Annotated in this window: 21 protein-coding genes; 2 read left to right on the forward strand and 19 right to left on the reverse strand. The window is 49.8% G+C overall.

What is annotated here, in order from left to right; genetic code table 11:
• Positions 1-3 precede the first annotated feature (3 nt).
• The 15 genes from ABN764_RS19635 to ABN764_RS19705 all read right to left on the reverse strand — a co-directional run bounded on the left by ABN764_RS19635 (position 4) and on the right by ABN764_RS19705 (position 17,316).
• Entirely contained in the window at positions 4-510 is a 507-nt protein-coding gene (locus tag ABN764_RS19635; RefSeq protein ID WP_446672954.1) for a hypothetical protein, read from the reverse strand.
• A gap of 14 nt (positions 511-524) precedes the next feature.
• Positions 525-1,814 carry a pentapeptide repeat-containing protein gene (locus ABN764_RS19640; protein WP_446672821.1) on the reverse strand — a complete coding sequence of 430 codons (1,290 nt, stop codon included), beginning with the start codon at positions 1,812-1,814 and terminating at the stop codon, positions 525-527.
• Positions 1,815-1,889: 75 nt separating this feature from the next.
• Entirely contained in the window at positions 1,890-3,305 is a 1,416-nt protein-coding gene (locus tag ABN764_RS19645) for a phage baseplate assembly protein V (RefSeq protein WP_446672822.1), read from the reverse strand.
• Complete coding sequence (locus ABN764_RS19650; RefSeq protein WP_446672823.1) at positions 3,302-3,976, reverse strand: hypothetical protein; 675 nt, start codon at positions 3,974-3,976, stop codon at positions 3,302-3,304. The genes ABN764_RS19645 and ABN764_RS19650 overlap by 4 nt, the downstream gene beginning before the upstream one ends.
• Positions 3,977-4,130: 154 nt before the next feature.
• Complete coding sequence (locus tag ABN764_RS19655) at positions 4,131-4,910, reverse strand: DNA and RNA helicase (protein WP_446672824.1); 780 nt, start codon at positions 4,908-4,910, stop codon at positions 4,131-4,133.
• Between the two features lie 99 nt (positions 4,911-5,009).
• A complete protein-coding gene (locus tag ABN764_RS19660; protein ID WP_446672825.1) occupies positions 5,010-7,661 on the reverse strand; it encodes an Hsp70 family protein in 2,652 nt (883 codons plus the stop codon).
• Positions 7,662-7,714: 53 nt separating this feature from the next.
• Positions 7,715-8,416, reverse strand: a complete 702-nt coding sequence (locus ABN764_RS19665; RefSeq protein WP_268625136.1) for an iron-dependent peroxidase — start codon at positions 8,414-8,416, stop codon at positions 7,715-7,717.
• Positions 8,407-9,699 carry a normocyte-binding protein gene (locus ABN764_RS19670; RefSeq protein WP_446672955.1) on the reverse strand — a complete coding sequence of 431 codons (1,293 nt, stop codon included), beginning with the start codon at positions 9,697-9,699 and terminating at the stop codon, positions 8,407-8,409. The genes ABN764_RS19665 and ABN764_RS19670 overlap by 10 nt, the downstream gene beginning before the upstream one ends.
• 100 nt (positions 9,700-9,799) lie before the next feature.
• On the reverse strand, positions 9,800-11,590 hold the full coding sequence (locus tag ABN764_RS19675) for a serine/threonine protein phosphatase (protein ID WP_446672826.1): 1,791 nt from the start codon (positions 11,588-11,590) through the stop codon (positions 9,800-9,802).
• 155 nt (positions 11,591-11,745) lie between these two features.
• A complete protein-coding gene (locus ABN764_RS19680) occupies positions 11,746-12,597 on the reverse strand; it encodes a PP2C family protein-serine/threonine phosphatase (RefSeq protein ID WP_268625015.1) in 852 nt (283 codons plus the stop codon).
• A 14-nt stretch (positions 12,598-12,611) separates the two neighbouring features.
• Complete coding sequence (locus tag ABN764_RS19685) at positions 12,612-13,133, reverse strand: FHA domain-containing protein (RefSeq protein ID WP_315746975.1); 522 nt, start codon at positions 13,131-13,133, stop codon at positions 12,612-12,614.
• 64 nt (positions 13,134-13,197) lie between these two features.
• Positions 13,198-13,776: an FHA domain-containing protein gene (locus ABN764_RS19690; RefSeq protein WP_021255433.1), complete on the reverse strand. Its 579-nt coding sequence runs from the start codon at positions 13,774-13,776 to the stop codon at positions 13,198-13,200.
• Positions 13,777-13,986: 210 nt separating this feature from the next.
• Positions 13,987-14,442, reverse strand: coding sequence for a J domain-containing protein (locus ABN764_RS19695; RefSeq protein WP_446672827.1), 456 nt, complete (start codon positions 14,440-14,442; stop codon positions 13,987-13,989).
• A gap of 148 nt (positions 14,443-14,590) precedes the next feature.
• On the reverse strand, positions 14,591-15,016 hold the full coding sequence (locus tag ABN764_RS19700) for a hypothetical protein (protein ID WP_021255435.1): 426 nt from the start codon (positions 15,014-15,016) through the stop codon (positions 14,591-14,593).
• A 131-nt stretch (positions 15,017-15,147) separates the two neighbouring features.
• Positions 15,148-17,316 carry a transcriptional regulator gene (locus ABN764_RS19705; protein WP_446672828.1) on the reverse strand — a complete coding sequence of 723 codons (2,169 nt, stop codon included), beginning with the start codon at positions 17,314-17,316 and terminating at the stop codon, positions 15,148-15,150.
• Positions 17,317-17,783: 467 nt separating this feature from the next.
• Between ABN764_RS19705 and ABN764_RS19710 the strand changes: the two genes are divergently transcribed.
• Complete coding sequence (locus tag ABN764_RS19710; protein WP_446672829.1) at positions 17,784-19,838, forward strand: vWA domain-containing protein; 2,055 nt, start codon at positions 17,784-17,786, stop codon at positions 19,836-19,838.
• 258 nt (positions 19,839-20,096) lie between these two features.
• Here ABN764_RS19710 and ABN764_RS19715 read toward each other — a convergent pair whose 3' ends face one another.
• Positions 20,097-21,044, reverse strand: a complete 948-nt coding sequence (locus ABN764_RS19715) for a serine/threonine protein kinase (protein WP_072730053.1) — start codon at positions 21,042-21,044, stop codon at positions 20,097-20,099.
• A 438-nt stretch (positions 21,045-21,482) separates the two neighbouring features.
• On the opposite strand from ABN764_RS19715, the gene ABN764_RS19720 reads away from it, so the two are divergent.
• Entirely contained in the window at positions 21,483-22,235 is a 753-nt protein-coding gene (locus ABN764_RS19720; RefSeq protein WP_446672830.1) for a class I SAM-dependent methyltransferase, read from the forward strand.
• 214 nt (positions 22,236-22,449) lie between these two features.
• Here the strand turns inward: ABN764_RS19720 and ABN764_RS19725 are convergent, their stop codons facing one another.
• The 3 genes from ABN764_RS19725 to ABN764_RS19735 form a co-directional block, all read right to left on the reverse strand.
• The gene (locus tag ABN764_RS19725; protein ID WP_446672831.1) at positions 22,450-23,394 is read right to left on the reverse strand and encodes a VanZ family protein; all 945 of its coding nucleotides are present in this window, start codon (positions 23,392-23,394) and stop codon (positions 22,450-22,452) included.
• A gap of 218 nt (positions 23,395-23,612) precedes the next feature.
• Complete coding sequence (locus ABN764_RS19730) at positions 23,613-24,317, reverse strand: hypothetical protein (RefSeq protein WP_446672832.1); 705 nt, start codon at positions 24,315-24,317, stop codon at positions 23,613-23,615.
• 336 nt (positions 24,318-24,653) lie between these two features.
• Complete coding sequence (locus ABN764_RS19735; protein WP_446672833.1) at positions 24,654-26,390, reverse strand: response regulator transcription factor; 1,737 nt, start codon at positions 26,388-26,390, stop codon at positions 24,654-24,656.
• Positions 26,391-26,396: the final 6 nt, after the last annotated feature.

Here is a 26,396-nt window from a genome sequence, read left to right on the forward strand (position 1 = left end):
CCTTCATGCCTCCATCTCAACTCTTTGCAATCGAATGCCTGTAAAGAATCGTCGCAACAAGCTTTCCGCCACAGCTAAATGGATATAAATATGAGGTTCGATGGAGCCCTTAATCCGAAAAACAGGCGATTCCAACTCCCCCTGTCTCAGTACCAAACGCTTCAATGTCTGATTGGGGTACCATTCTGTTTGTGCGGACAAACAATCTTCCATCGGCGGACGAAGCAACCAATATACGTCCTGTTTGGCCTGCTTGAAATCGGTAAGGATGACCGCTCTCCATTCCAGTCCGGGCATATATTTCTCCAATAATGATTTCATCCGATCCGACACCAGCGGCAGAGGAAATTCCAAAAAATCCGGGTACACCGTTTGTGGACTGGTATGTACAGCTAGAAAAAGAGGATCCTCCTGCTGGTTCTGTCCCTGTGGATCTGCCAGGATATCTCTTACTTGCAAAGGAGACATCGCAGCAGGCTCCACCCTGTTCTTTACCCGCTCGTCTACCATCAGTCGAAAATATCTCAATGCAGCCACTCCCTTTTACTAGCGGTGTCCCTCGACTGTGCAGGCGCAAATGGATCACGATATAGATGAGATTTCTCAAAGGTTCCCGAATCCAATCCAATGGCTTCTCTACGCTGTACATCTGTAAAAATGACTCCTTGTACATTAGCTCCCGTAAAATCAGCCCCGATCAAACAAGCGCCGGCAAAAGATGCGCCTGATAGATCTGTCCCAGCAAAGCAGGCATCCGTTAGATCCGCTCCGGTAAAAATCGCTCTTTGTAGTAACGCACTTTGAAATACGGCTCCACGCAACTGCGCACCTTGAAAGCTAACCTTATGCAAGCTTGCCCCTGTGAAATCTACACCAGCAAAACCCAGTGGCTCCCAATCCAAAGAAACATCTGATCCATATCCGGCGCTGCCCATAACGGCATCCAATATCGCTCCTTTCATCGAGCATCCGCTGAAATCGGCTCCATGAAGCAAGCTGTATGTCAAGTCGCTACCATTCAACTGACTCTCCTGCCACACCGTTCCTACTAAAACACAGCCATATAGACGGCTATGCTCCATCTCAATCTGGCGAAAAGCTGTATAGCGAAAATCCAGCAAACTATAATCTCCATCCGATAGTTGGACTTGGGTCAACGCCTGATAACCATATGCATGCTCTTCTTTTTCCTCTAGCCATAACCGAATCTGATCTGCCTCCATGGCTCTGCGATCTTCTCGATACACCGATACACTGTGATCCATGTATTCGCCCACACGAATCTCGAACGTCTCTTCCCGCTCCAACTCTTGAAATTCCGGCAAGCACACGGCCTGCTTCATCGCGAGACGAACCATATTTACAAGGAGTGCATGAATATGTGCTGCCGCCTCCAGCATGGCATGCTCCCATTCAAGCTCCGATAGCGAAACACGCCGCTTCTCTACTTCCTCTTGCAATTGCTGCCGAAAATCGTACCAATAGGAATATGACCAGCTTGTATCCCATTCAAATCGGATCGGCTGGGGATCAAGCATCCATAAGGCATCTGAAGCTTCTACAAGATAAGCAGGCCGCTCCTCCAGCCATGTGGTACGCAGCGTGGAGTACGTAATATAGCCGATTTTCCCTTTTCTCCCTTGAATCTGTTCTTGTCGAATATCCCGGCAGTACCCCCGAAAGTCCTCGATACAGGCCTTCATCCGTTGCTCTTGCACCGCCTTGAACTTCAGTGCCCAGTGTCTGCGGATCAGGTACCACGCCAGATTCGAGGCGGCTTGCTGCGGGTCTAGCTCTTCTTTAGGCTTCTCCATTTACATTCCCCCACGATCTGAAGCTCTTCATAGGTCATATCATCAAACTGCCTTCATTCGTTCGCGAACTATAGCCTAATTCGACTTCACTTCGCTGCCCTTCATATTGGCTGATCCGCTCAATTGAATATGACTGCCCTTGCAGTCCATACGCAGCTCGCTGCCTGCGGACAAGCTCATCTTCTTCCCTGCAGACAAGCTCAAATTGCCACCCGCCGAGATACTTACCTGCTTGCTGCTCACAATATGAATGCCTTCCTTGTCGTCCAGCTTGATAAAAATAGAGCCATCTTTCCCCGTCACGACCAGTTCATCCGGTCCCAGACGGATTTCCTTCCCATGGGGCGTTCGCCAGATCTTCATCTGCGGATTGGAGAACTTGTTGTGTCCGCTCCCTCTCCCCGCACGTCGGACCGCACTTCCCGCAACGCCATCTTCTTCACGACTTCCCGGGAAATATAAAGACACCGGATCCCCTTTCTCTGGCATTACATACCAGCCTGTATGTCCTCCGCCGCTATACACCGCCGAATAGGTAAACCAATGCGCCTGCTCGACCGCCTGCTTCTCATCGCAGTCCAGATGGATACGTACCTGATCCTGACGCACGTCCACGACCACCCCGCCTAACGAAGCACCAGCCAGTTTGTCCTGATAATAACGTTTCTGTCGCAATCCTTGGTACGAAGTAAGCACATATTGATGACGCAGTAAGCCCTGCCTCATCTCCGTATAGGCCTCAATAACAAACAAACTATGTCCCTTAAAAGCTAACCGAGCCCCCAAGTCCAGCACCTCGTCCGTCTCTACCTCATAAACAATAAAATCATTCTCGCCCACCTTTGCCTGTTCATTCTCCTGAAAATAGCGAAAAGGCAGCATTTGCTTGCGCACGGTATAACGGGTATGATCCAGCACCACTTGTGCAGGGCTATCCTCGATGCCGAAATAAAATTTAGGACTGTCAAAACGGGCCACAGGCATTAGACTCGTATGATAGTGGGAAGCCATTCGTCTTAAAAAAGCCCAGTCCGTCTCCTGATACTGGATGGCAATTCGGCTGATGGGCTCTCCGCCTGTCGCCCCATCAATCACATCCAGCCCTTCATAATCCTTGCCGACGATCTCCAGCATCTGAGGAATCGTCATCTTCGTATATTGAAAAGAGCGGGTACGCTGTTGGATATCCATCCGGTAGGTATGAGAAATGGCCTCAACCATGAGGTAGTAAACATCCCTTTCAACCCTTACTTCGACCGTTAGTGCGATCCCGCTGAATAACGGCTTGCTGTCGCCCGATTCGTCCCGCTGACTCACCTGAATGACCGTGTTCTTCTCTGTCTTTTCCACATAGCTATCCCGTAGCTCCTCGGGGATGATCCCGGTAAAATAGAGACGGGTGTGCTCGTTTATTTTCTTCGTGAGGGTAAGCTGCTCCAGTTTGACCAGCTCGTAAGGATGGATTTGGATATTTTCGTAGCCTATGCTCATAGCGAATACGCTCCTTTCTCAAACGTAGGAGGCAAGGGCACTGACACCGTTTGGAGCGACTGTACCGTATATTCCGCAACAGGCAGCCATACCTCCATGTCCGATTCCACACAGTTAAACGTCCCCATCATCACCTGTCCTGCATGGATGAACAACAGGATCTCGTTGTACAAATTCGTATCCACACCTGCAGCTATAAAACGGATTTGCCCGATGGATAGACCGGAACGATTCACAATCACTTGAGTACCCATCCAATTATGGATCGGTTGTACAGACCGCAGAACGTCTGCCATCTGCTCGACAAAATCAGGTAGCTCCTCGACCGCCAAAGGGGTTTCGGTTCGATTAAAGGTGATATTCACCGTTCCATCCTCCGAAGTATAAATGAGCTCCGGACGATGCTCCGAAGGATATTTAAACTTGGCTTGCGCAAGCGGCATTAGCTTAAAGAATTTCGGGACGCTAACCGCCATTTGTCCGTCCAAAATCGCTCTCATTTCCAAAGTAATGAGCTTATCGCCCTGCCATAACGTTGAGTTTTTTTCAGTTATGTTTTTATCGTGATTATTTACAGTCGTTTGAGATAGGATCGTATTTTCATTATTAGATGCAGCATTCTGATTAAGCTTGTTTTTGATGCTAAGGATCTGCTCGTCCATATAGTTCATAAGGGTAGTCCCTTCTTAAAAAAATATGACTTTTTGGAAAATTCAATCGGAATTGAAGCGCTGTCGTTCGAATAAATGACATCCGGTCTGTGAGCCGATGAATATTCGCCGCTGCTGCTTCAGGTAGTAACTCCTGCTTTTTAGAACCCCTGACTCAATCCACAATCATCCGCTGCCTTCCACCGTGCCGTACATCAGGAGACAGCGCTCTGCCTCCTCCCGCTTCACTCAAAATTCTCCGCAGGCCTGCGAAGATGCGCTCATTGCTCAGCTCGCGGTATCCCGTTCCGAGACGCTGACCGAGATAATGCTGAATGACGTTCCGTTCCACGGCGCCGCCGTTCAGACAGAGCATGGCAAAGCTCGCATCATAGGGGTGATCCGTGCCGCTCTTCAGCAGTTCATTGGCGAAATACTGCAAAATGAATGGAGACAGCGTGCTGCTTCCGATGCCTGCATACGGCACATGGATGACGTTGAACGTGTTATACTCGGTCTCCAAGTCGGCAAAACCCTGATAATCCGCACGCAGCCGGGCACCCTCCTTCAGCTTGAACCGACCGAGTTCCAGCTCGTCCGTCTGCACCTGCATGTCGTGCTCATCAAGCACGATCTCGCCCGGAAGCGTCGTGAAGTCGCTCGCTGCCTGTTCCGTGAGAAAGCGAATTTTGAGCACTGTCTCCTTGCCGTTCGAGGAATACGGAAGTTCGAAATCCTCTTCCATGGTATATAAGCGGCCGTCATGCTTGACGATGCCCTTGGTAATCATCAAGCTTTCCGCATTGACCTGAACCTCTCCACCCACGATGATACCGTCGGAATAGTGCTGGTAGATGATGTCGGCGAACTGGCGTGGATAATCGCGCAGGCTCTCCAGCATGGCGGTTTTCAGAATCCGACCTTTATGGAAGTGTGGTAATTGATGCTTGAACAAGATGCTTCCTCCTTTCCCCGCTGAGATTGTTCAACAAGGCCGCCTTTCTCCAACTCATACAGGAAATCACTCGGCCTTCTTGAACACGTACGTCCTTCCTTATTTCAACCCGTCGAAGAAATCCAACTCCGACAAATCATTTTCGAACGCATAGAATTGCTTCTTCCCGATATGGAGCTGCTCATTCACCCGCGCAACCGGCACTGCGTTGAAGCCCCAGCTGCCATCGCCCGCAAAAACGAACCATTTCGCCTCGCCGTTGGCAATCGAATCCGTATCGTCCTGTGGAATGCTTGCGCCGTACTGGGCGGCGATCTCTTCGTATAGAGCAGGGCTGTAATCGGCAAAATCATTCCGATATGTCACTGTGTGTCTCAATTGCCCGTCGCCTCCACGAATATGGAACTCGATCTCATGCGCGCTAAGCGGCCGCGAAATCGAGCCCTGCGCCTGATCCAGCCGCTCGTAGCCGGAGATGAGCATCTTCTCCCGCCCGGTATGTGTCCAGGCACTGACCGAATACGGAACGACCGGCGCATGATTCGTTAGCTGCGCCTCGATAAGGCCCGACTTCCGAGCGCTCAAGTAACGCAGGGCACCGCGCAAGCAGGCCAGCTTCAGCTCTGGAACCTTCCCCGAATCTTCCGCCTTCTGCCGGAATTCGATTGCTCTTCCCGGTACGAATTCCTTCAGCGCTTCCCGAAACACGTCGATGCGGCAGGATTGGCCTGTCAGCTTAATGATGGAGTAGTCCTGCAGCCTACCGTCGCGGTAGAACTCGTCCAGAAACTTGCGTACGATGGCGTAAATGTCTCCACGAATCAACTGGTTCATTTCTTGAATGTTGAACACGATGTCCGGCGGCTCGTATACGTCCCGGAACTGCCCGTTCTCGCGCAGTGACAGGCACCATCGATCCACGGCCGTAAGATTCAGGTCGCTTTCTGTCCTGCTTCCCGGCCCTGAGTGGAATCGATTGCGAAGGATGCCCGTTTTGCGGAAAAATTCCTTCTTCATGCCGTCCGCCAGCTCCCACAGCACATAAAAATTGTTCCGCACGCGCTGATATTCATCGCGCGCATGGTTCTCATATTCCTTGAACCGAGTCGGAAGAAAGTGCTCCGTCTCCTTATAACGGGCGTCGAAGTTTGAATAGACGGCATCTGCGCCGAATTCGTCGACATGCCGATAAATGTCCGTCGCCGGAATGTCAATCAAGCTGTCGATGTCTGGCAGACTCGCCTTCCTGTAGAAGTCGGCAAATGCGATCTTCATGTACTGCATGATGCGGTATGTAAGATTGTTGCCGCCGAAGTTCGTATCTCCGTTCTCATAGGATGTATGGATATCGAGCTTATAAGCGATATGCCCATCCTCGATGCGGAACCGGCATGACGACAGATCGGTCGTTCCTCCGCCGCAGTCGATCACGAGCGCTTGATATTCTTCGCCGTCCAGAAACCGCTGTTTCTCCATCTGATCAGCGATCGTGTTGTACAATACGGCCAAGCCTTCATCCAGCGCATCCTTGGTCTCAATGCGGTACTCCGGCAACATATCCGCGAACATATCGATGAATTGTGTCTTCATCTTGACCGGGCCCGATAGATGGAGATGCTTGAAGCGGCATTTGAATTGATGCTCTGCCGTTCGGATTACATGCAGCATATAGGCGCGCAGCAAATCGCTTCTGCTTACCGTTGCTGCATTCCCATGGCCGTCCGTCACTTCCTCCAGCCGCTTGTAATTGTTCACCCAGCGCTTCATTCCATGGAACACGGAGGCGCTGGAGCTGTACCCACTTTTCCGCTTATCCTGCAGCGCATCGCTGCCGAAGCTGAACCGGATTCGCTCCGGATCCGAGCAATCTGCGATTCCGATTACAGTAGGCAGCGACTCGAGCCATTCCCCTTCCTTGGATGTTCCGTCAGGGAAGCACACATAGTTGATACGATCAAGCCGGATTCGCCCGTTCAGCAGATCCGTCGCATTTGGTGAAGCCACGTACCCACCGTGCAAATACGCCCCTGCCGTTGTATTTGTCGTCCCGAAGTCAATCGCCAACACCGCGTCCGTCTCTTCCAGCTCGCGGATATCCAAATCCGCCACCGGAATCTTGTAATAGTACAGATTGGCCGGCGGCTGCGGGGTGCTGCGATAGTACGTGCGATACACATATTCCGATACTTGCTTCGGGAAAAAGAGCAGACTGTATTGGCGATTCGCCGTCTTCCTCACTTCCGCTCCCTCGCCCATCGCAAGCCAATAGCTGCCCGGACGCAGACTATCCTTCACCAGATTGAGGATCGCGCACAGCTCCATATGCTCATTGACAAGCAGCACGTTCGATTCGGCAATTTCCGTTCCCGCTTCCACCCTGTATCCATCATGCCGATCGAGCTTCAAGCCGTCGTATAGCGTAATCTTGGCCGGAACCCGAATACCTCCGTCATTCGGCAGCGGCATACGGAGATAAGTTCGTACCATCTTCTCGACCCGTTCAAACCCGTCCGGGCTAGCCGTTTGAATGAGCTGGCTTTCCTCCGCCCCCCGGTATTTCATGACAGTTGCAATTAATCCGTCGCGATCAAGCGTATGGATCATTCCTTCAATCAGCTTTTCCTGATGGCAAATGTTCCGGAGCTGAAATGTCGTCATCTCCGATAGTTCCTCCCGGGTATATTCCACATGCTTCCGCCCCGCATCCCGCTTGGCCGGCTGCTTATAAAGCCTATATGTATACTCGCTCATCTTTGCCCCCTCCCGGCCGCCTCGCGTCCAGCCTTGCTTCTTATCTTTATAAGTTAATACAGCGACACATTTCCAATCCGCATCGTATCCTCCATGCCAATAATGCCGAAATGATCCTGCCAGTACACTTCCGTATGGAACCTCGCTGGCAGGAACAGCTCCTGAATCAATTCGAGCTTCATTCGCGCCGGTTCACTTTCCTCCTGTCCGACATAGAAGAGAAGCTCGTCCCGATCCTCGCAATTCGCATAGATCGTCGAGCTGCGAAAGATGCCGCGCATCGTATCCTTGAGCAGGTATATCGCCTCACCCGTCTCATATAGCCGCAGCACATTCCCCGCGATCATCTCGCGCTGCTCTTGATTGAACAGGCCGATCCCCTTGCTGACGCGCAAACCGAACTTCCCCTCTTCCATGTCGCGCAGCACGAACTTTATGTAATACTCGCGCCGGTTCATCCCCTGATAACGATCAATTTCCGTCACAAAGTGAAGCACGATATCGAACAGCGTATGGCGCAGCTCCACATCCTCTTCATTGTTTATGTCGAACATGTCCTTGAACAGATCGTAGAACCGATAATACGGATTCACCTCGATTGTGTCCGGCACCGCATTCGCCCAAACGTTGAGCTCCTCCAAGCTCAGTTCCATATAGGGCGAATACACCTTGGCGGGGACAAAGCAAAAATCCGACGCGCTCAGACCGGATTGCTCTGCCTTAATGACCAAATCCCATATGTAATTCACGCCAATACCCCTTCGCACTTATACTCGGGAAAATGCATCTGCACCTCGGAAACGAGAAAGCTCATCAGATCATGCAGAATGAACTGCTCTCCTTCCGACACTTCGTCCTCGACTGCGCGGAAGCTAAGCCGCATAATTTTCTTATCCAGTACCGTCCGCACATTGTCGCTAATGAACGAGTTCATCTCATAGGATTGTTCTCCGCCGTTATTCGCTTCCAGGATATCCACATGCTCCAGTTGAAGCATCTGCGCTGCCTCAAAAGCATTCACGAGCCGCACAATCTCGCCCTTGGAGCGCACGATTTGGGCTTGCTTCCTCGCATATTTGCCGATAAAGCCATCTGCTCTCCGATTGGATACCAGCTTGTATTCCAAGCTTCCAAGCCGGGATTCCGAAGGCTGCGCAATCTTCACGACCGTCCACATGCCGGATTTCTCATGCGGCGACACAATCGTCAAATCGTCTCTCGTTCGCTTGATATAACGAATGTGTTCCTCATTTCCTTCCACCAGATAGCCATGTTCGCTGCCCAGCTTGTGAATCGCCAGAACATGTTCGTAATTAATTCGATCGGCTGCAGGCTCGGGAAAGCCGTCGTTCTGAATGGCAAGCCGCTCGATATTCCAGAGCGGTACGAGATCCACGTGCTTATGAGGCTCGAATTCCTCTAGATTAACGGTAATCTCGTTGATCTCGTCCTCTTTCCGCAAAGCACTGTCGCAGTCCGTGAGCCATACGTCAAAAAATTTATAAGCGTATGGATGATTCAATGTCTTCCATGGAACGCTGTTCTGTTGAAAGACACGGTATAGCTTCTCGATCTCGTTGATGTACAGTCGGCTTTGCGACAAGCGCACCGTAATCGCATAATTGCCCCCTGTTGTCTTCATCTCTCCGCGGAATGTTCTTTTCCCTGACATCAGGTTATGCAGCCTTGCAAAATCACACTGCAAAAACAGAGTTAGCAGCAGCGCTTTCCCCTGCTGCTTCATCTGCTCGACAAGACTTCCCATTTCTATCGTTTTGTGTGCCGTGTCCTCCGGCAGCATCGGGCGGAGGAAATCATGAATCGGGTCGACATCATCGCGGCGGCACATCGATACGAAAATATCGTGCTTTTCCTCGCCATCCTCAATTTCGTCGAATACCTTGCGCTCTATTTTCCGATTCATGTCTTCCTGATATTCCACCAGGTTCAGGAACAATCCAGTCATTATATTTTTCAATAACTTGCGCTGCTCCAGATCCTCCATCCTGCTCAATCGATCATGTATCAGTTCCTTCATGGCGCCTGATGGACTCCTTCCTTGTTCCCTTGTTCTCCCTGCTAGGGGATGGAGCTTCATTCCCTTTGCCGGCAGTTGAAGCATTCCCCGTTGGCATCCCTTATCCGCTGCTCGCAGCCGCTCCGCTTTCGGCGTTGCTCGGCACGGCTCCACCAGCGGCATTGCCCGCTGTGCCTCCGCTTCCGGCGTTGCTCGGTGCAGATTCGCCCGCCGCATTGCCCGCTGTGCCTCCGCTTCCAGCGTTGCTCGGCGCAGATCCGCCTGCCGTATTGCCCGCTGCGCCTCCGCCCCCGGCATTGCCTCCTGCGGTCCCGCCTCCATTCGCGGCGGCAGGAGGCTGTGCAGCAGGCGGCGCCGGATTCAGCTTGACCAGCGCCTTATCGATCTTGCGCTCCATGCCCAGCACACGTTCCAGCATGTCGATTTCCTGATAGATTTGCTGCGCGGCGGAATAAGCATCGATAGCTCCCAGATAATCCTGCCCGGCTAACTGCTGGTCGCCCTTCTTCTCATACTTCTCGCCCTCCAGCAGCCGCTTCTCCTTCCGCAAACCAGCAAGCTTCTCTTCCGCTGAATCGAGCTTGGCTCGGATATCCTTCTCTCCGTCGGTGTACCCTTCCTCAAGCGCGGATTTCCGTGCCTTCTGGTAAGAACTGCGCGCCCCAACATAATCCTGTGCCTCGAACTTCTTGTCCCCTTCCTGCACCCAGTTCATAACCTGCATGTACGTGCGGGAACGGTCTATTTTCTCCTCTAGCTGCTTATGATTGAACTCTTTGTATGGCTTTGCTTCCTCCTGCGCCTTCCCGTATTTGTCCAGCGCCTTCGCGAAGTCCTGTCCCTTGAAAGCTTCATCTCCGTCCACCATAAGCTGCATCACGCGCTGCTTCTTCGCGAAAAAGTCCCGGTGGAACTTGTCCTTCAACCGAATCGCCATATTGCGCGCCTCACTGTAATCCTTAATGGCCTTCGGATAATCGCCATCCTTCATATACATGTCTGCACTTTTCTGATATTCGAGCATGTTCTCCAGATTTTCCGCTTTGATCGCCGCCTGCTTTACGAAGTAGAAAGTCGCGCCTCCGCCAACCAGCAGCAGCACGATCAGGGCCAACAGCCACTTCTTCAGCAAACGCCATTTACGCTTCGGATCCTCCTTGAACACCTTGTTCGCATACACAGCAACAGCCGTGTAATTGCTCACGGTTTGCCGCTGCTTGCTGAGCAGCACGTCCTCAAGCGTGTCCGTGAAATCCTCTGGCTCCTTCGCATCCGTTAGTGCGTCGACCATTTCCGTTGCGTTGACATCCTCCCACAAGCCAGGGGTGCACAGCAGCAGAACATCTCCTTCAGACAAAGGAACCTTTTTCGAAACATACGGCTCCAGGCGCTCCGGCTGCCCCATATACTGAAGAAGATTGTGGCGTTCTTCATGAACCTCCATCGCTTCTTCCGAGATTTCTCCGGCATCCTTCATCGACTGTGCCAAGCTCTGATCCCTGCTGCGACCGAAAAAGCGTCCGCCGCGAAAATGATACAGGCGGGCATTACCCGCTGCCACCCAGCGAATCTTCGCATAATCTGTCACGACCAGAATCAGGCTTGCCTTAAGGCGCACGCGCTTGCTCTCCGTTCTCAGCCATTCATGCGCTTCCTGCATGTAATGCTTCAACCGCAGCGAAGACATCGTCGGCTTCTCCGTAAATCGACCAAGAATGCTCTTGACGACCATCTCGGCACTGTCCACTTCCATGTCCGAATCCAAGCCGTCCGCGATGACCCAGCAGGCCATATCATCCAGTTCAACATAGGCAAAATAGTCTTTATTATGTAGAAAAGAACCGGCCTCCGTCACGAAGCTGGTCTTAAAGTCGCTGTTCTCCTTTCTCATCCTTACCCCCGCTTCTCCTGTCCCATGATTCGCATACCTATCACGGAGCTCGTGTTCAAAAAGGAAATTCCCGCCTTCACACAATCAAAAGCGAGTAAAGTGGTCGATTCGATCTGTCTCTCCCAGAAATCTACCGAAGCCAGGAACAACAGGCTTCATGCGTTATCTACGATGACAATGGTCGCGTTGTCTTGATTGGCCAATCTCTTCTGTTCGATCGCTTCGATGATCTCCTCGGCTGCATCGTGAGGTGAAATCGGCTTGGACAGAATCTGCTCCAATTCCACTTCCGTCATCGTGTTGTACACCCCATCGCTGCAGAGAATGATCCGGTCTCCCGGCTGCAGCCTGAACGGCTCGCTGCCGATCTCGATGCTCTTGAAATTCTCATATCCCAAGTAATTGATAAGCCGCCTCTTCATCGGGTGCTCCATCGCTTCTTCCCTTGTGATCTGCCCCGTTAAGCAGCGTTCCTGCAGCACCGACTCCAAGATATGACGCTCATTCATCCGGATGAAATTGTCTTCCCGGAACACCATGATCATACTGTCGCCCACAGCCCCCCAATACAGGAGATCATCCGCAATGACGGCAGCTACCAGCGTCGTCCCTCCAGGCGCGCCCTTCAAATTCCGCAAAATTTCCGTATTGCTTATCTTGGCCGCCTTCGCGAAAAAGCTCTGGACTTCCCGAATATGCTCTAACTTGAGGAACTCTCGAATAAATACGGTTACCGCGAGCGTACTCGCCATTCTGCCGTGCGCCAGGCCGCTTATGCCGTCCGCAAGTACGGCGGCCGTACCGTGTGCGGTCGTGACGCTGGCGAAATAATCGTCCTGCTCTTCACGAGCGCCAATCGTCTGCCCATTGCCGATCGGCATGCCGGACGCAGGTGGCTCAAGGCTCACCGTATCCAGCAGCAGCCGGCGCCGCACACCCAGCAGAAGCAGAATTGCGGCAGTACAAGTCAACACGATCAAATACGGTACCCAATTCTGTACATCCATTGTGGTCATCATCCCTAACCCATATTGTGATTCCACTCGAAATGTATGCCGCAGAGCGGAATGAAGATAAATTTGCTGCGACCGAGCTGAATGACGTCATACGCTGCCAGCTCCACCGGCGAATAAACGGCCTCTTCGTTGTGATAAGCAAGTCCTGAGGCATCTCCTGGCAATAGGTAGAAATTGCGCTTCTTCGGATCATATACGATTACCGCATGATTTCTGCGCGAGATGGCATTGTCGCCCAAGATGCGAATATGCATCTCCTCTGCGCGCCCGATAAAATTCTTCTCCGCCATAATCCGATAGTCCTGACCAAGCTGAGGGCCCTCAATGCATACGAGCCAGCCGGTTACCGGCTCGATGCCGGTCGTTTCCCCTAGGTATGGCATCGTCTTCTCATTGTCCTCCACGTGCGGCGGCCTCTTCGCGTCCACATTCTGCGGCTGTTCCACCGATATGCTGCAATAAGGGCATATGCTGCCATGCTTCCTCGTACTGAACATGTGTCCGTTAGCGCATCTTGTCAGACTCATCTTTCTTCATTCCCCCGTCAATTTGAATAGTTCTCTTATGATCATGAAGTCAATATATCGTTCGTTATTTCGCCAGTAACCGCGTGTTGGCAATGCTGATGACATCTCCGGAATGAATCCGACATGGTTCCTCCGGTTCCAACTGATTCGCCCTTTTCCCCCCAGCTCTTCGAATGCCAACCCCGCTGCGGGAATCAAGATCCTCGATGAACCATTGGCCCGAGGCATAATTGAGCACCGCATGATGCTTGCTAATAAGCGACGCATATTCCGAATCCGACAGATCTATGTCAACCTCGCCTTCTGCACCGGTTTTGCCGATAAGCAAGGATGTTTCGCCGTGGATGTACCATTCCTTTACGCTCTCTCCCTCATCATTCAGGAGTACAAGCTTGGCAATGGTGTCGACTTCGTCCTGCCGGCCTGCTTCACGACTACCGGAACGTCGCGCCGCATACACGATTATCGCGATCGCCAGAAGGACTCCGACCGCCGCCTTCAGGACGGGATCGATGTTCCATATGTACACATATAACAGAGCAGCAACCACAATGGCTGCAACCCCTATATCAATGAGCGCGATCCACCCGCTCTTTCGATTGGCATGACGGTGAACTTGATCGCTGCTATTTTGCTTACTCACATCTCATTCCTCCGTTGCTTCGCTCAACTCATGTGCATCCCTTTTATTAAAAAAAGCACCGTACTTAAAGCAAAACGATGGCTTTGCTAGCTTGTTCGGAGCTGTCTCACATGTCACTCTGCCTTGTCATATTCGTCCGAAAATACCATACCGCGTGCGTATAGTCGCCGAAGCCGTACCCGAATTGCATAGGCAATCGGCAGAGCCACTCTATTTTTTCTTGTTCATACCGAAAAAGCGTTGGAACATCTCGGACGTATCTATCGGATTCCCCGCGTCCTTGCCGCCGTTCTGCATTGGCTTCTTCGTTTTTGGATCAAAGCCGAAAAATCGCGCGAAATTGGCTTCCACGTTCCGTGGATCAAAATTCGCCCGTTCTCCTGCCGCTTTTCCAGAAGCTGCATTTCTCCCTCTTGAATGGGTAGATTGATGATTTCGTCCGGAGTCTCGCTCCATGCCATCCAGCTTATCATCATAAGCCTTCCGTGCAGCCTCATCCTGAAGCACCGCGTAGGCTTCATGAATCTGCTTGAACCGTTGTTCCGCCTCGCTGCTTCCCCCATTTACATCGGGATGATACTGCTTGGCGAGCCGCCGATATGCCTTCTTCAATTCTTCAGGCGATGCATGCCGCTGTACGCCCAGAAGTTCATAATAGTTCGTCATTCGCCTCGCCCCTGCCTTTCTAACGGTTTTCAACAAAATATTGCAATGCTTCTCATGAATTTCCCAGTGTATCGGATAAAAATATTAAGAGGCTGTAAGCCTCTTAATATTTGTTGTCCGCACTGCCACCAGAACAGGACGTACCTGCTTATACCGGGTAACCGCCGTCGATTGTAGCCAGTTCGGTTTTGTCTTTCTTTTGTTTGATGTACAGCGTGAATGTACCTACGCCTTCCGTGTCCCCGTAAGTTTCGGAGTAGTCCACCACGAATGCGTTCGGGAAATACACTTTGCGCACCACTTGATCCGCAGCGACAACCTCAAGCGTTACCTTGCGGTAGCAGTCCGCCTTCTCAGCAGGAACGAGCGACCACAATGCCAGCTTCTTCGTGTCGTCAGCGTTGTCACCGTCAGTCGCCGTGATGATCTTGCCGGAAATGCGCAGCGTCGCGCCCACGTCCGTCGATCTTGCGTTGGAATCGTTCGGTGTGTCCGTGTCATACACAACTTTCTGAATGTTGTCCATGCCGAGCTCGATCGTTTCTGCGCCTTCTACTCTAAGTATGAATCCCATGAATTTTGCCTCCTTGAATGAAAATAATTTAGGTTCCGCAAGCATGGAATGCTTACGGGATTTATGTTGGAAGGCGCGCTTGAAGCACGCCTCTAACATACGCTTCCATATGCCAGCCAAGCTTCTAATCATTAGGCTTTAACAGGCGTAGTGCCCTTCGTGATCATGACTTCGAGATTCTTCACATTGCCGTTGAACACAAGATCGATATGGCATAGATTGCTCTTGTCGTCTATCACATAGGACATGTCATCCCCGTCTTGAATGATCGAGTTGACAAAGCCGCGCGTACCAAGCCACTTGCTCCTTTGGCTGCTCGGATTATTGCTGAAGAATTTCACGATGTTCTCATGCTTGAAGTCACCCGTCTGGAAGCGGAGAATCCGCTCGATATAGGTGCTGACAAGCGTTTTGTATATGGAATCAAAGCCATTCTCGGTCAATGCCATGCTTCTGGCCTTGTATACCGTGATTCGCTTGATGTCTTTATCCTGAAGCTGCGCATTCTCGGAAGAGAAGACGAAGCCAAAGTTTTTATAGTTGATCGCGTCTTTGATGTTGTTCGTAAATCCAGTAATCTCCTTCGCCATCGTCGTAACCGCGCGCAGCGCATGGTCGCTTGCTTCAATATCGAAGCGTACGCCCGGATAGTCACGGCTGACGTTCTTGAACGATTCGCGCAAATATTCAGGACACTGATAGGCGGCAACGACCCCGGCAGCAACATAAGCGGCGCCTACGTACACACCCTCGATCCACAGCTTCAAGATGTCTTCCTTATCTTGGGACAGCTTGACGCCGTCCTCCGTGTGGAGCATGCGGCTATCGATGATAACGCCGGACTTATCCTTCGGAATAATGGTGAAGTTCGGGATGCATGGAATGGCGAACTCGCTGTATTCCTTGCGAACCATACTACTGCACTTGTCGATATACTTGTCGAGACCGGTGGTTGCCAGACTGTTGAAGGTCGTCTCTTCTCCAGATTCGAAGTTGAAGAATACCTGCACCTTATAGTCCTTCACGACTTGCAGGAGCATCGACAGCGATTCCATCGTGTTGCCCTCCTGCTTCACGGTCTTGCCGTTGCCGCGGAAGCGTTCACGGGACACCTTCACCTTGCCGGCCGATTCCAGCTCGACGGACGGCACGATCCCGAACCAGATCGTGTCGGAGAATTCATTCTTTGAGTTCACCGTGTTCAGATACGTCTCCAAGCGCGGAATATTGCTGCTCTTCACGGTCATATCCAGCTTCGCGTTCGTGATGAGCATGGACGGAAGCATTCCCTTGTTCTTGGTCGCATACTGATCGAAGAACATCCGTACGCCCAGTATCTTCTCCACGAGCGGCTTGACTGTTTTTACAAAGTCATCCTTCGCATTCTTGTAGAACTCCAAATACGTATTATAGTTTTGTACTTCCGTCTCCGTATCGACCTCGTTATGTACCGCTGGCAGCGGACAGAATGTACGCACTACCAAATCCTTCACGTAAGAAGACGGCGTCTCTGTAATGGATTCATAATCTTCGCCGAACACGTTCGAAAGCTCGGTACCGCTGTTGTCATCCAAGAGCATCAGCTCGGTATTGTCGCTCTTCGGCGCTTCAATGATCTTCAATTCGCCCGACTCACCGATCGTCAGCATGCCGATTTGGATCGCCTCGGCTTGATTCTCCTCCCGCGAGCCGCCCAACAAGAGCCGTGTCTTGATATCTTCAATCGCGAGCGGCAGCATTGCCATCACGTTGTTGTAATTTTTGCTGGCATCCTCGAACATCCCGTTCAGCTTATCGCCCAAATCAAGCTTCTTCGGATCCCCTTCATCCAGCTTGTCATACTGGCCGTACAAGTAATGGATTTCCTTGCGCACTTGGCGAATATCGTCCATCACCTTCTTTGGCGAAATCATGTCGAGCAAATTCTCGAACTTGAAATCGACGTTCGTAATTCCCTGACTGCGCTTCGTATCGATCAGGGTGAACAGCATTTTCAGAAAATCATTGTTCTGGTCGATCTTAATTTCTGAGATGCAATCCTCCGCGATTCCCTCCGGCTTCTTCAGCGTATACATCACTTTCTGATTGGCTGCATTGTAGAACGAATACACGCTCGGAGAGAACTTGTCGAGGAACTCATCAAAGCTCCGAACAAGCAGGTGCTCGTTCACTTCCTTGATCTTGTCGTCACTGAGGCTGTCAATTCCTTTGACATCACCTACGATGGTCAGCAGATCCAGCATTTCCGGGTTAATCTCCTCGAAAAGCATGGCTCGGTTCGTTTGACTGATAATGTCCATAATGTCAGCACAAAAACGGCAACCAACTTAACTTACGCTTGAACGCATAAGCTAGGACTGGTATGCACGCTTTATGCTTCCTCCTCTCTATTTCGTTGCAATAGTCTTCTCGCACTAGATATGCAAGAGAAATCATACCTTCGCAAATACAGTTTTCTATAATTTGGGTGATTAGTTCTATTTAAATCTTAGAGAGAACATCCCAAATTTGTCAATATTATTTATTTGTCGCTCAAATTCGCTATAAATCCCCTTGATTTACCCAAATCAAGAAAAAAATTTGTCGTTAGCCCTTCACTTTTTGGTACTTATTTCCGATGATTTGAGATAGGATGACAGTACCAACTGCCCAGTATCCCAGACACCATTCCTCCTTTTCCCAAATATTTCGGTAGAATCTAACAAATACTTTATATCGAAACAAAAAATATTTATATTTTTTGTTAAAAGGTGGGTATATAGTTTTTATGTGTAGACGAAATATTTTCAAATCTATGATTTTCCTGCTTACGACCTGCTTGTTATTCCTAACGTCATCAGCCCTGATACCTATCCACACCCTAGCTCAGGCCGATTCTGCACAAGGAATCGATGCCGTATTCGTCATGGACGTCAGTTATTCCATGAACGAGACCGACAAGGAAGGCATTGCGTCGGAAGTCGTCAATATGTTCATGGACATGAGCGATTCGGAACGCACGCGTATTGGGTTCGTTGCCTATAACGACAGAATCGTGGCCTCGGAGCCGCTAACTTCGCTCGCTGAGCCCAGGCAGAAGGAGAAGCTGAAGCGTCAGATCAGCAGCTTGCGCCGCTATGGGTACACGGATCTAGGCCTCGGCTTGAAGAAGGGAGCCGAGATCGCTGGGAAAGGAACTGGACAAGGCCATAAGCCATTCATTATCCTACTGTCCGACGGGGGCACCGACTTCGGTAATGCTTACACGGGCCGAACGATCGCCGATTCGAACCAGGACGTAGAGCGCGTCATTCAGCAGGCGAACAAGCAGGGATACCCTATTTACACCATCGGCCTGAATCATGACGGCTCGGTGAATGAGAAGCAGCTGAAGACCATTGCCGCAAAGACCGGCGGCACTTCGTATGTCACGACAAGCGCAGAAGAGCTGCCTGATATATTCAACCGCATTTTCGCCGATCAAATCCAATCAGTTCTCGTACCGATTGCCGCGTTAACGGCCACTGGAGGCATGCAGGAAGTAAAGGTTCCTCTTCCGAACTCCAGCATGTCGGAAGCCAATCTCATTCTGCTGTCTCAGAGCCCATTGCTGGAGTCTCAGCTCTATAACAGCACCAAGAATGCGCGATTCTATAAATCCGGCAAATATACGTTGATGAAGATTCCCGAGCCGCGCAAAGGCGAGCTGCTTTTGAAGTTCAGGGGAATGACAGGCGATGTTGTAAAGGTGAACCTGCTTGGCAGCTATAACATGCGAGCAGTCGGGGAATTGACTTCCAAGGAAGCGACGAAAGGACTGCCGACAGCCTTCACGGCTCGCTTGTATTCCCTGTCGAACAAGCAGCCATTGGAAGATAAGGATGTATACATGGACGTACAGGCAGAGCTTGTTATCACCAATCGGCAGACGAAGCAGAAAGAACGCGTGCAGATGACGAACAACGGGACAGGCTTCTCGGCGGAGCATCGCTTCCGGACATCAGGGAAATACGACTGGACTGTCGTCATGAATGGGCCTCATTTCTTCAGAGAAACCGCAGGCAGCATGCTCGAAATCGTCAATAAAGCGCCGGTATTGTCCGGACAGAATCAAATTGGCATCGTGAAGGAAGATGGCGAGGCGAAGCTGAATTTCAAGGATTATTTCACCGATCCGAACGGAGATGAATTGACGTACAAGATTGTCTCCAGCGATCATAAAAATCGAATGGAGGCACGTGTCGAAGGGGCGGCGCTTTACCTGTCCCCGCTGCATTCCGGCTCTTCGGAAATAACCGTAACGGCAACCGACCCTGAGGGGGGAACGGTTACTGGAAAGCTGTACGTGAAGATTTCTTCGGTGTGGGAACGTTATTGGATTATCGGAGGCTGTGCGTTGGCTGCATTGATTGCCTTATTCGCACTATACGTGCTGCTGCGTCCAAAGCCGACGTTCACTGGGAGACTGGAAGGGTACTTCTTAAACACGGCAAGTGGCAATGAGGTTCCCGTTAAATACTGGCCACTTACTTCCTTCGGCAAAACGCGAAAGATAAGCCTGCAGCAGCTGTTTGCTCGCCTGGATGTGAATGAGCCATTGCCGGAAGCCGCCCATATCCTGTTCGAGGCTGGCAAGAACGGCACACTCCGAATCAAGCACCGTACCAACTGTACGGTGGCCAAGGGACGTACGCCTATTAAGCCGAACGATACGGAAACGCTTGAATACAATGATAAGCTGTACATTACGTTCGAGGATGGGATAACGGAGATCGAGCTGCGCTATAAAGCTGTTAAACAGGGCGCTGTATCGTATGCAGATCCGTCTGCAATGTCACGCTAAATGAAATCAACAACCGGTAGGGACAATGGAAGTAGATACAAATCAGGGGCTGATTCAGTTCATTAGAACCTAGATTTCAATAAGTAAATAAAGAGGCTGTCCCACACTCGGACAGCCTCTCATTATTTATTAATAGTGCATCGTTATGCCATGTTGCGCTTTATGCAGCAAATCCTATAAATGCCACCTAGCACACCATATTGATGTAAATCGTACAACATGACCTGTTGCAAACGTAGTTGCACCTACATCCTACTTCTAAGCCTGCTTGCGATCATCCTGCTGCCGCGCCTTGTGCTTGCCGAGCAAGCGCTCAACCATTGCCAGCAGAATTCGTTCCGCATGCAGCGCGGCCTTCATCTGCTTCATGGAAGCATGCCTCTTATCTGGTCGAACCGCTAGTCCCTTGCGAATAGTGCGCTCCATCAGTGGGCTGACGCTGCGGTTTAGGCTTCTGACCGATTCCAGATTATCCTGGAACAAGCGCCTAGTCACATCATTCGGCGTGCGGCCGCTTAGGCAAAAATACATCGTAGCTGCAAAGCTGTATACGTCGGACGTGATTCCCTGCTGCGATTTTTCGGAATAGAATTCAAGCGGCGAATATCCCGTGCTCGTAAAAATCCGATGACCCGTCTTCTCATAGTATATAGCAGAACCGAAATCGAGCAGCTTCGGCTGACCGTCCTCTCCAATGATAATGTTCGCTGGCTTGATATCGCGATGAATGATGCCTTGCGCATGGACATATTCAAGCGCAGATGCAAGCGGCAGTATCGTATCGCGCAGGAAATCGGCCACGGAAACAAGCCTGCCTTCTTCAACAAATCGCTCAAGCGAGATGCCCTTGCAATACTCCATTATCATATAATGCGTCCCGTTCTCCTCAAAATAATCCACAAGGCGAACGATGTTCGAGTGGCTCAATTGCTGCAGCATCTGCGTTTCCATCAGGAAGGCCTCCCGCAGCTCATCATACTGCCGTTGAACAGAGGGTACACGGCACAGCACGGTTCGCTTGTCCAGATCGCGAAGAGCTACCTGCCTCGGGTAGAACTCTTTCACGATGACCGCCGCTCCGTCCGCCAGCTTCCGTCCCGCATATACATTGGCCAGCTCGCTGCAAGCGATTACTTTCTTCACTTTATAGGAATGATGAAGCACAACATTTCGATTCAAACAAATGCCAGCATAATCCGGTTTCACGGTTTCCTCCAGAAGCTCTGGCCTGACTGGGACGTGGAAGTTGCATCGTCCGCCAGCAGACACGTAGTATCTATTATTGTAACACGATACCCAATATTTGCTATATAAGATTTATATGGTTTATTGAATTCTATGAGATAACGATCAAGAGAGATAATGCTTTGACCTTCAATCTTTTCCCATGATATAATTCGGTCATTCTTTCCAATGAGGTGAAATGGATGTCATTCCGCAACGTTCGAGGTATGTAGGTTCCGGGCTGGGTCAAAACGCGTACCAGCTATCAAGGGGATAGTCTGCCCTTTTGAGCCTAACGGAACCAGAGAGCCGCGCAACGAAATGGAATCCATTCAGAAGGATATGCAGTTGTACAGTTCCTGCCGATCTGACAACTCGTATTCCCATTAATTTCACATACTATTGGAAGGCGGAATCAATATGAACTCTTTCGATTACAAACAATTTTATGATCAAGTAGGCAGGCTGAACGGTTGGGATTTCAGTCAAGTGAAATCAACTACAGAGGGGACGAATTGGGAGCTATTCCATGAGGCTGGCAAGCTGTGCGCCAAGTCGGACATCCTGCTCGACATCGGTACAGGTGGCGGTGAATCCGTGCTGCCGATCGCAGGTCAAGTGCTTCTGCTCGTTGGAATCGATGCTTCTGCAAGCATGGTCTGTACGGCACAAGCGAATCTGGCAGCAGCTCAGAAGTCCAATGTTCGCTTTATGCAGATGAATGCAGAGCAGCTTATGTTCCCAGATCGACACTTCGACATCATCACATGTCGACATTCCGAATTCAATGCCACAGAAGTTGCTAGGGTATTGACGGACGATGGCGTGTTCCTAACCCAACAAATCAGTGAAGGCAACAAGCTCAACCTGAAGCAGGCATTCGGCAGAGGACAAAGCAGCGGCGTTGAATCCGGCACCTTGCTGCGTCGATATCAGAAAGAGCTTGGCGAAGCTGGATTCATGAATATCCAATCCTATGAAATCAATCTGACACAGTATTATCAGACCGAAGAAGATCTGATGTTCATCCTTATACATACGCCAACGATACCGAACTTCGGGCAATTCGAGGACGATATGCGCATCTTCAAGCAATTCGTCGCCGACAATAGCACAGATAAGGGCATTCGTACGAATGAACAACGGTTCGCCATCGTTGCAAGAAAGCATTAATCCATCATACGATTTGAGCGATGACTCTTATAGACCATCCTTGCGCATGTAGGATTATTTAATGGTAACTGTCACACTTTATATACAATTCGTCATATAAATTAAAGCAGCCAAGGGATTCGTCCCCCTGGCTGCTTATTTAGATCGGCGAGCTTCTATCGATGTACAATCTAGTCATGATTCACCTTATCTTGTACAGCATTCGGATTTCGCCTTATTGCTCGCGCTTTTCCCAGCTCCAATAATATTTCATCTCTCTAAAAGCAACATCCCACAATGTTTCATTTCCTTCAATGGTTATCGTCAGCTCATTTGCCTTTTCGAGATAAACTGTGAATATTTCCGGCTCATGGCGTTCTGCAGACGCAGACAGGAACTCATGTCCATCAACGGACACACTTACTCTCCCCTGCAACTCCTTCTGATCGGGAACTCCATAAAACAAGGAAAGATAAAGCTCTTTATTGCCTAACGAATACGTATATGTCCCCCTATTTTTTCCATCGATACTATACACATTATATTTGGGCTCTACGGTTTGACCGCCAATTTTGAAACGGTATGGTTTTGTGCCCGTTGATGTATTTCCGGTGCTGTCTATCAGTTCGTTCAACGCCACAAAGGGACCCATTTCTTGGGTAAACGCCTTGTCAACAATCCCGAAGCTCCCCCAAACCACAGTCATAAGGACAACAATGAAAATGCCCGTGGCAGCTATACTTTTCCGGATATTATTTGTACGAAAGCCAAGTTTGTACGCCCAGAATCCGATTGCTGCGCCTAATGAGTTTTCAATTACGTCGTTAATATCGAAGCTGCCGAGCAACGTTAGTGCCTGAATCGTTTCAATCACGAGAATGGATAGGATGAACAATGCAATGAATCGAATAAAGCCCGTTCGATATAACAACGGAATCAAAATGCCAAAAGGAATGAAAGCCGCAATGTTTCCAAATCCAACCAAGTCCATCAGAGTAGGATGTAGAAGATCTGATACACTTGGCAGCCTAAAAAAACTGTCCGGTATAAGAATAAAGGTATAACCATCCTTTTGATCTATGGTACCTACTCTACCGAAAGCTAGAAATATAAAATAAAGAATCAAAAATGTATAGCATATGGTTATGCCCAACATAATCTTACGCTGCTGTTTAGTCATGGTTTACTCCTTTATAGCCGATTTCCATATCTATGCTGATGGATTTCATTTTATCTGTCTAAAATGACTTTCAAGTGACAGTGAAGGTGACAATTTAGTCACTTACGGAGCGGAGATAAATCACTTTTTACTGTATATGAATCTCCTCAATTACTTGTATAAAATAAAAGCAGCCAAAGGAATTTATCCCCTGACTGCTATCTTACGTCACGATAAGATTACCGATAAGTCACCGTTGAACCGCAATACTCACAAGTTGAGGTGGAGCTAGGAGATACACTCGTTTGTGCGCCGCAGCTAGAACATGCAATCATTTTGGGCAACTGTGGTGCAGTCTGTGGTACAGTCGAACTAGCTGCTGCTTCCATTTCTGCACGACGAATCGGCTGCGCTGGAGGTTCCTCAACGATCTCCTCAATTGTTGGCGCATACGAAGGCATTGGCACAGGCTCCTGTTCGAAATAAGCTAGATGCTCTCTTCTAAAGCGCTCCTGTGACCTTTTCTCCAATCCTGATGCTGCCCACCAGAGCAATACCCCCGGTGTGAAAAAGAGCAGCGCAAAAATAGCTGCCAACATGAACTTATCTCCTTGTGTAGACCAGTTCACGATCATACCAAACCATACGATCCCATATAAGAACATAAGAAACCCACCTGCAAATCGCAGGAATGATTGAAAGGCCATGCTAGGCGGATTAAGCCCTAGCTGTCGCAATTGCTCGCGTTCATCTGCTTTTTTCTTCATACTGCCTCCAATTTTTCGGAGCACCAATCCAGGAAGAAGAAATACAAGCAGACATATCATTAGATAATCCTTCCGAAACATAGATCGATCCATAAGCATCCCAAGGATACTAAGTACAAGCGCAAATATGAGAAAACCGCCGCAAAATTTTAAAAAAGAACCGATCTTTCCCCTCATTCCGCTAAACCTCCTATCACCTATCACACCAAACCATCACATTCCGTATAGTTCATATCGCTAAAGACGGCATTCCGATTCATACGGCCCGCCATTTACGGGCATATAACACTCATTATAAATAACATCCAATGGAGAGGCCAACCTAATTGTGGAAAAAGAATTGCAGAACAAAATGAAATAGACCTCCAGCCAAGCTTGCCATGACTGAAGGTCTAGAGAACTTGCAAAAATGAACATGCATCCGAATGCGAATCTGCAAATCTGCGAATTTACGAACTTGCGAACTTCACTTGCCGCACTGCTGGACAATCTCTACGCTCTAGCTCTAGGGCTCTAGGACATTCCCTCCCTGACGTTCTTCTCCTGCAGCTTCATCCGATATTCAAGCGGCGTCATCTGATTCTGCTTCTTGAAGAAGCGAATGAAGGCCAGCGCAGAATTATAACCAAGTGCGGACGCGATCTCATTGACCCTCTTCGAGGTATTGAGCAGCCATTCCTTCGCCTGCAGATTGCGATAATCATTGATGTAATCGGAGATCCCGATGCCTGTCATTTGCTTATATAGTCTAGATAAGTAGGAAGGATTCAACCCTACCTCGTTCGCAATCGCAATCAGCGAGATATCATGGGTTAAATTATTGGCAATGTACCGATGAACTCGCTTGATCAGTTCTCCCGGAACCTGTTCTTCTCTTCCTTCTTGCCGCTCGAACATGAGATCAGCGAGTTCCCAGAAATATTTCTTCAGATCGAGCCATGTGAATGACTCCTTCTTCTGGTACAAGAAACTAATATCCATCTTCGCGCCGACCTCTTGCTTCAACTTCGGATTCTCTCCTAAATGGGATAGGAACAGCGCCGACAAGGAATGATACAACGCCATCTTCCGAGCATAGCTGCTCTCCTCCTCATTGTTCCAATCCTTCGTGATGCGCAGGAACAATTCATAATACTCCTTGCGATGATTGTTCTCCAGACATTTCAGCAGCAGTTGAATTCGGTTATGTTGAAAGTAATCTTGCGTATCCGTACCGTTCCCGCACTCTTGCATTTGCAGAATATCGGAATCCGTCAAAATAACTTCTTTAGGCAGCCGCTCCCCCGACACGAAGCAATACTTCAGCATCTGGAATCGTTCCGCCACACTTGCCCATTCCGTCGATGTACTGCTGAGTGCGAAGGATACCGTTACTTGCAGAAGGCGCTGACAGGTCTGTTGAATCATGCCCATAACTCCGTTCAAGCGAGCCTGTGATGACTTCCACACTTCCGACTCGGACATCACATCCTCATGAGACTCATAACTGGAGTAGGAATAGCTATGATTGCCGTCTTGCGTCATTCGCGGCTGCAGCAGCCATACAAGCTTGGAATGCTCGAATGGGCAGGAGAAGCATTCCATATACGGGGTGACATACTCCTCGACGATATTCTGTACACCATACAGCAATAAGGATTTATCAAGTGAACTGAAGGAATTCTTCCAAGCATCCACCTTGCCAACCACCATCATGACAGGCAGATCGGCACGTAGCGGAATATCATATTCTTGAAAATGACGCTCGATCCCTCTCAGCATCTCCGCCTTGCCCTCTAGAAGCTCCCACACATATTCTCTCTGCAGCAGCGGCAGCGCCTGCCGCATCCGATAATGCGCCTGCTCCAGCCTGCGCATCTGCTCACATTCCTTGTTAAGCTGAGCAATGGCCCGTTCAACGGCAGCAACGATCTTCTCATCGCTCTCAATTTTCAAGATATAATCGAATCCGCCGAGCGCCATGGCGCTCTGGACATAGTGGAAGTCATTATAGCCCGTCAAGAAAATCACTTTACAGTTCGGCCAACTCTGCTTAATATTTTGAAGCAGCTCAATCCCTTCCAGGCCAGGCATTTTAATATCAGAGATAACAATATCTATGGGCGAAGCGGACCTGCGCATCATATCCAATGCCTCTTCACCCGAATACGCTTTCAAAATATCGAGCTCAAGATGTTCCATGCCCTGAAATAACTCCAGCAAACCATCTACAATAATAGGCAAGTCGTCTACGATGAGCATTCGTCGCATGCCGAT

It is taken from the genome of Paenibacillus wuxiensis (assembly GCF_040195695.1).
Taxonomy (GTDB): Bacteria; Bacillota; Bacilli; order Paenibacillales; family Paenibacillaceae; genus Paenibacillus_B; species Paenibacillus_B suaedae.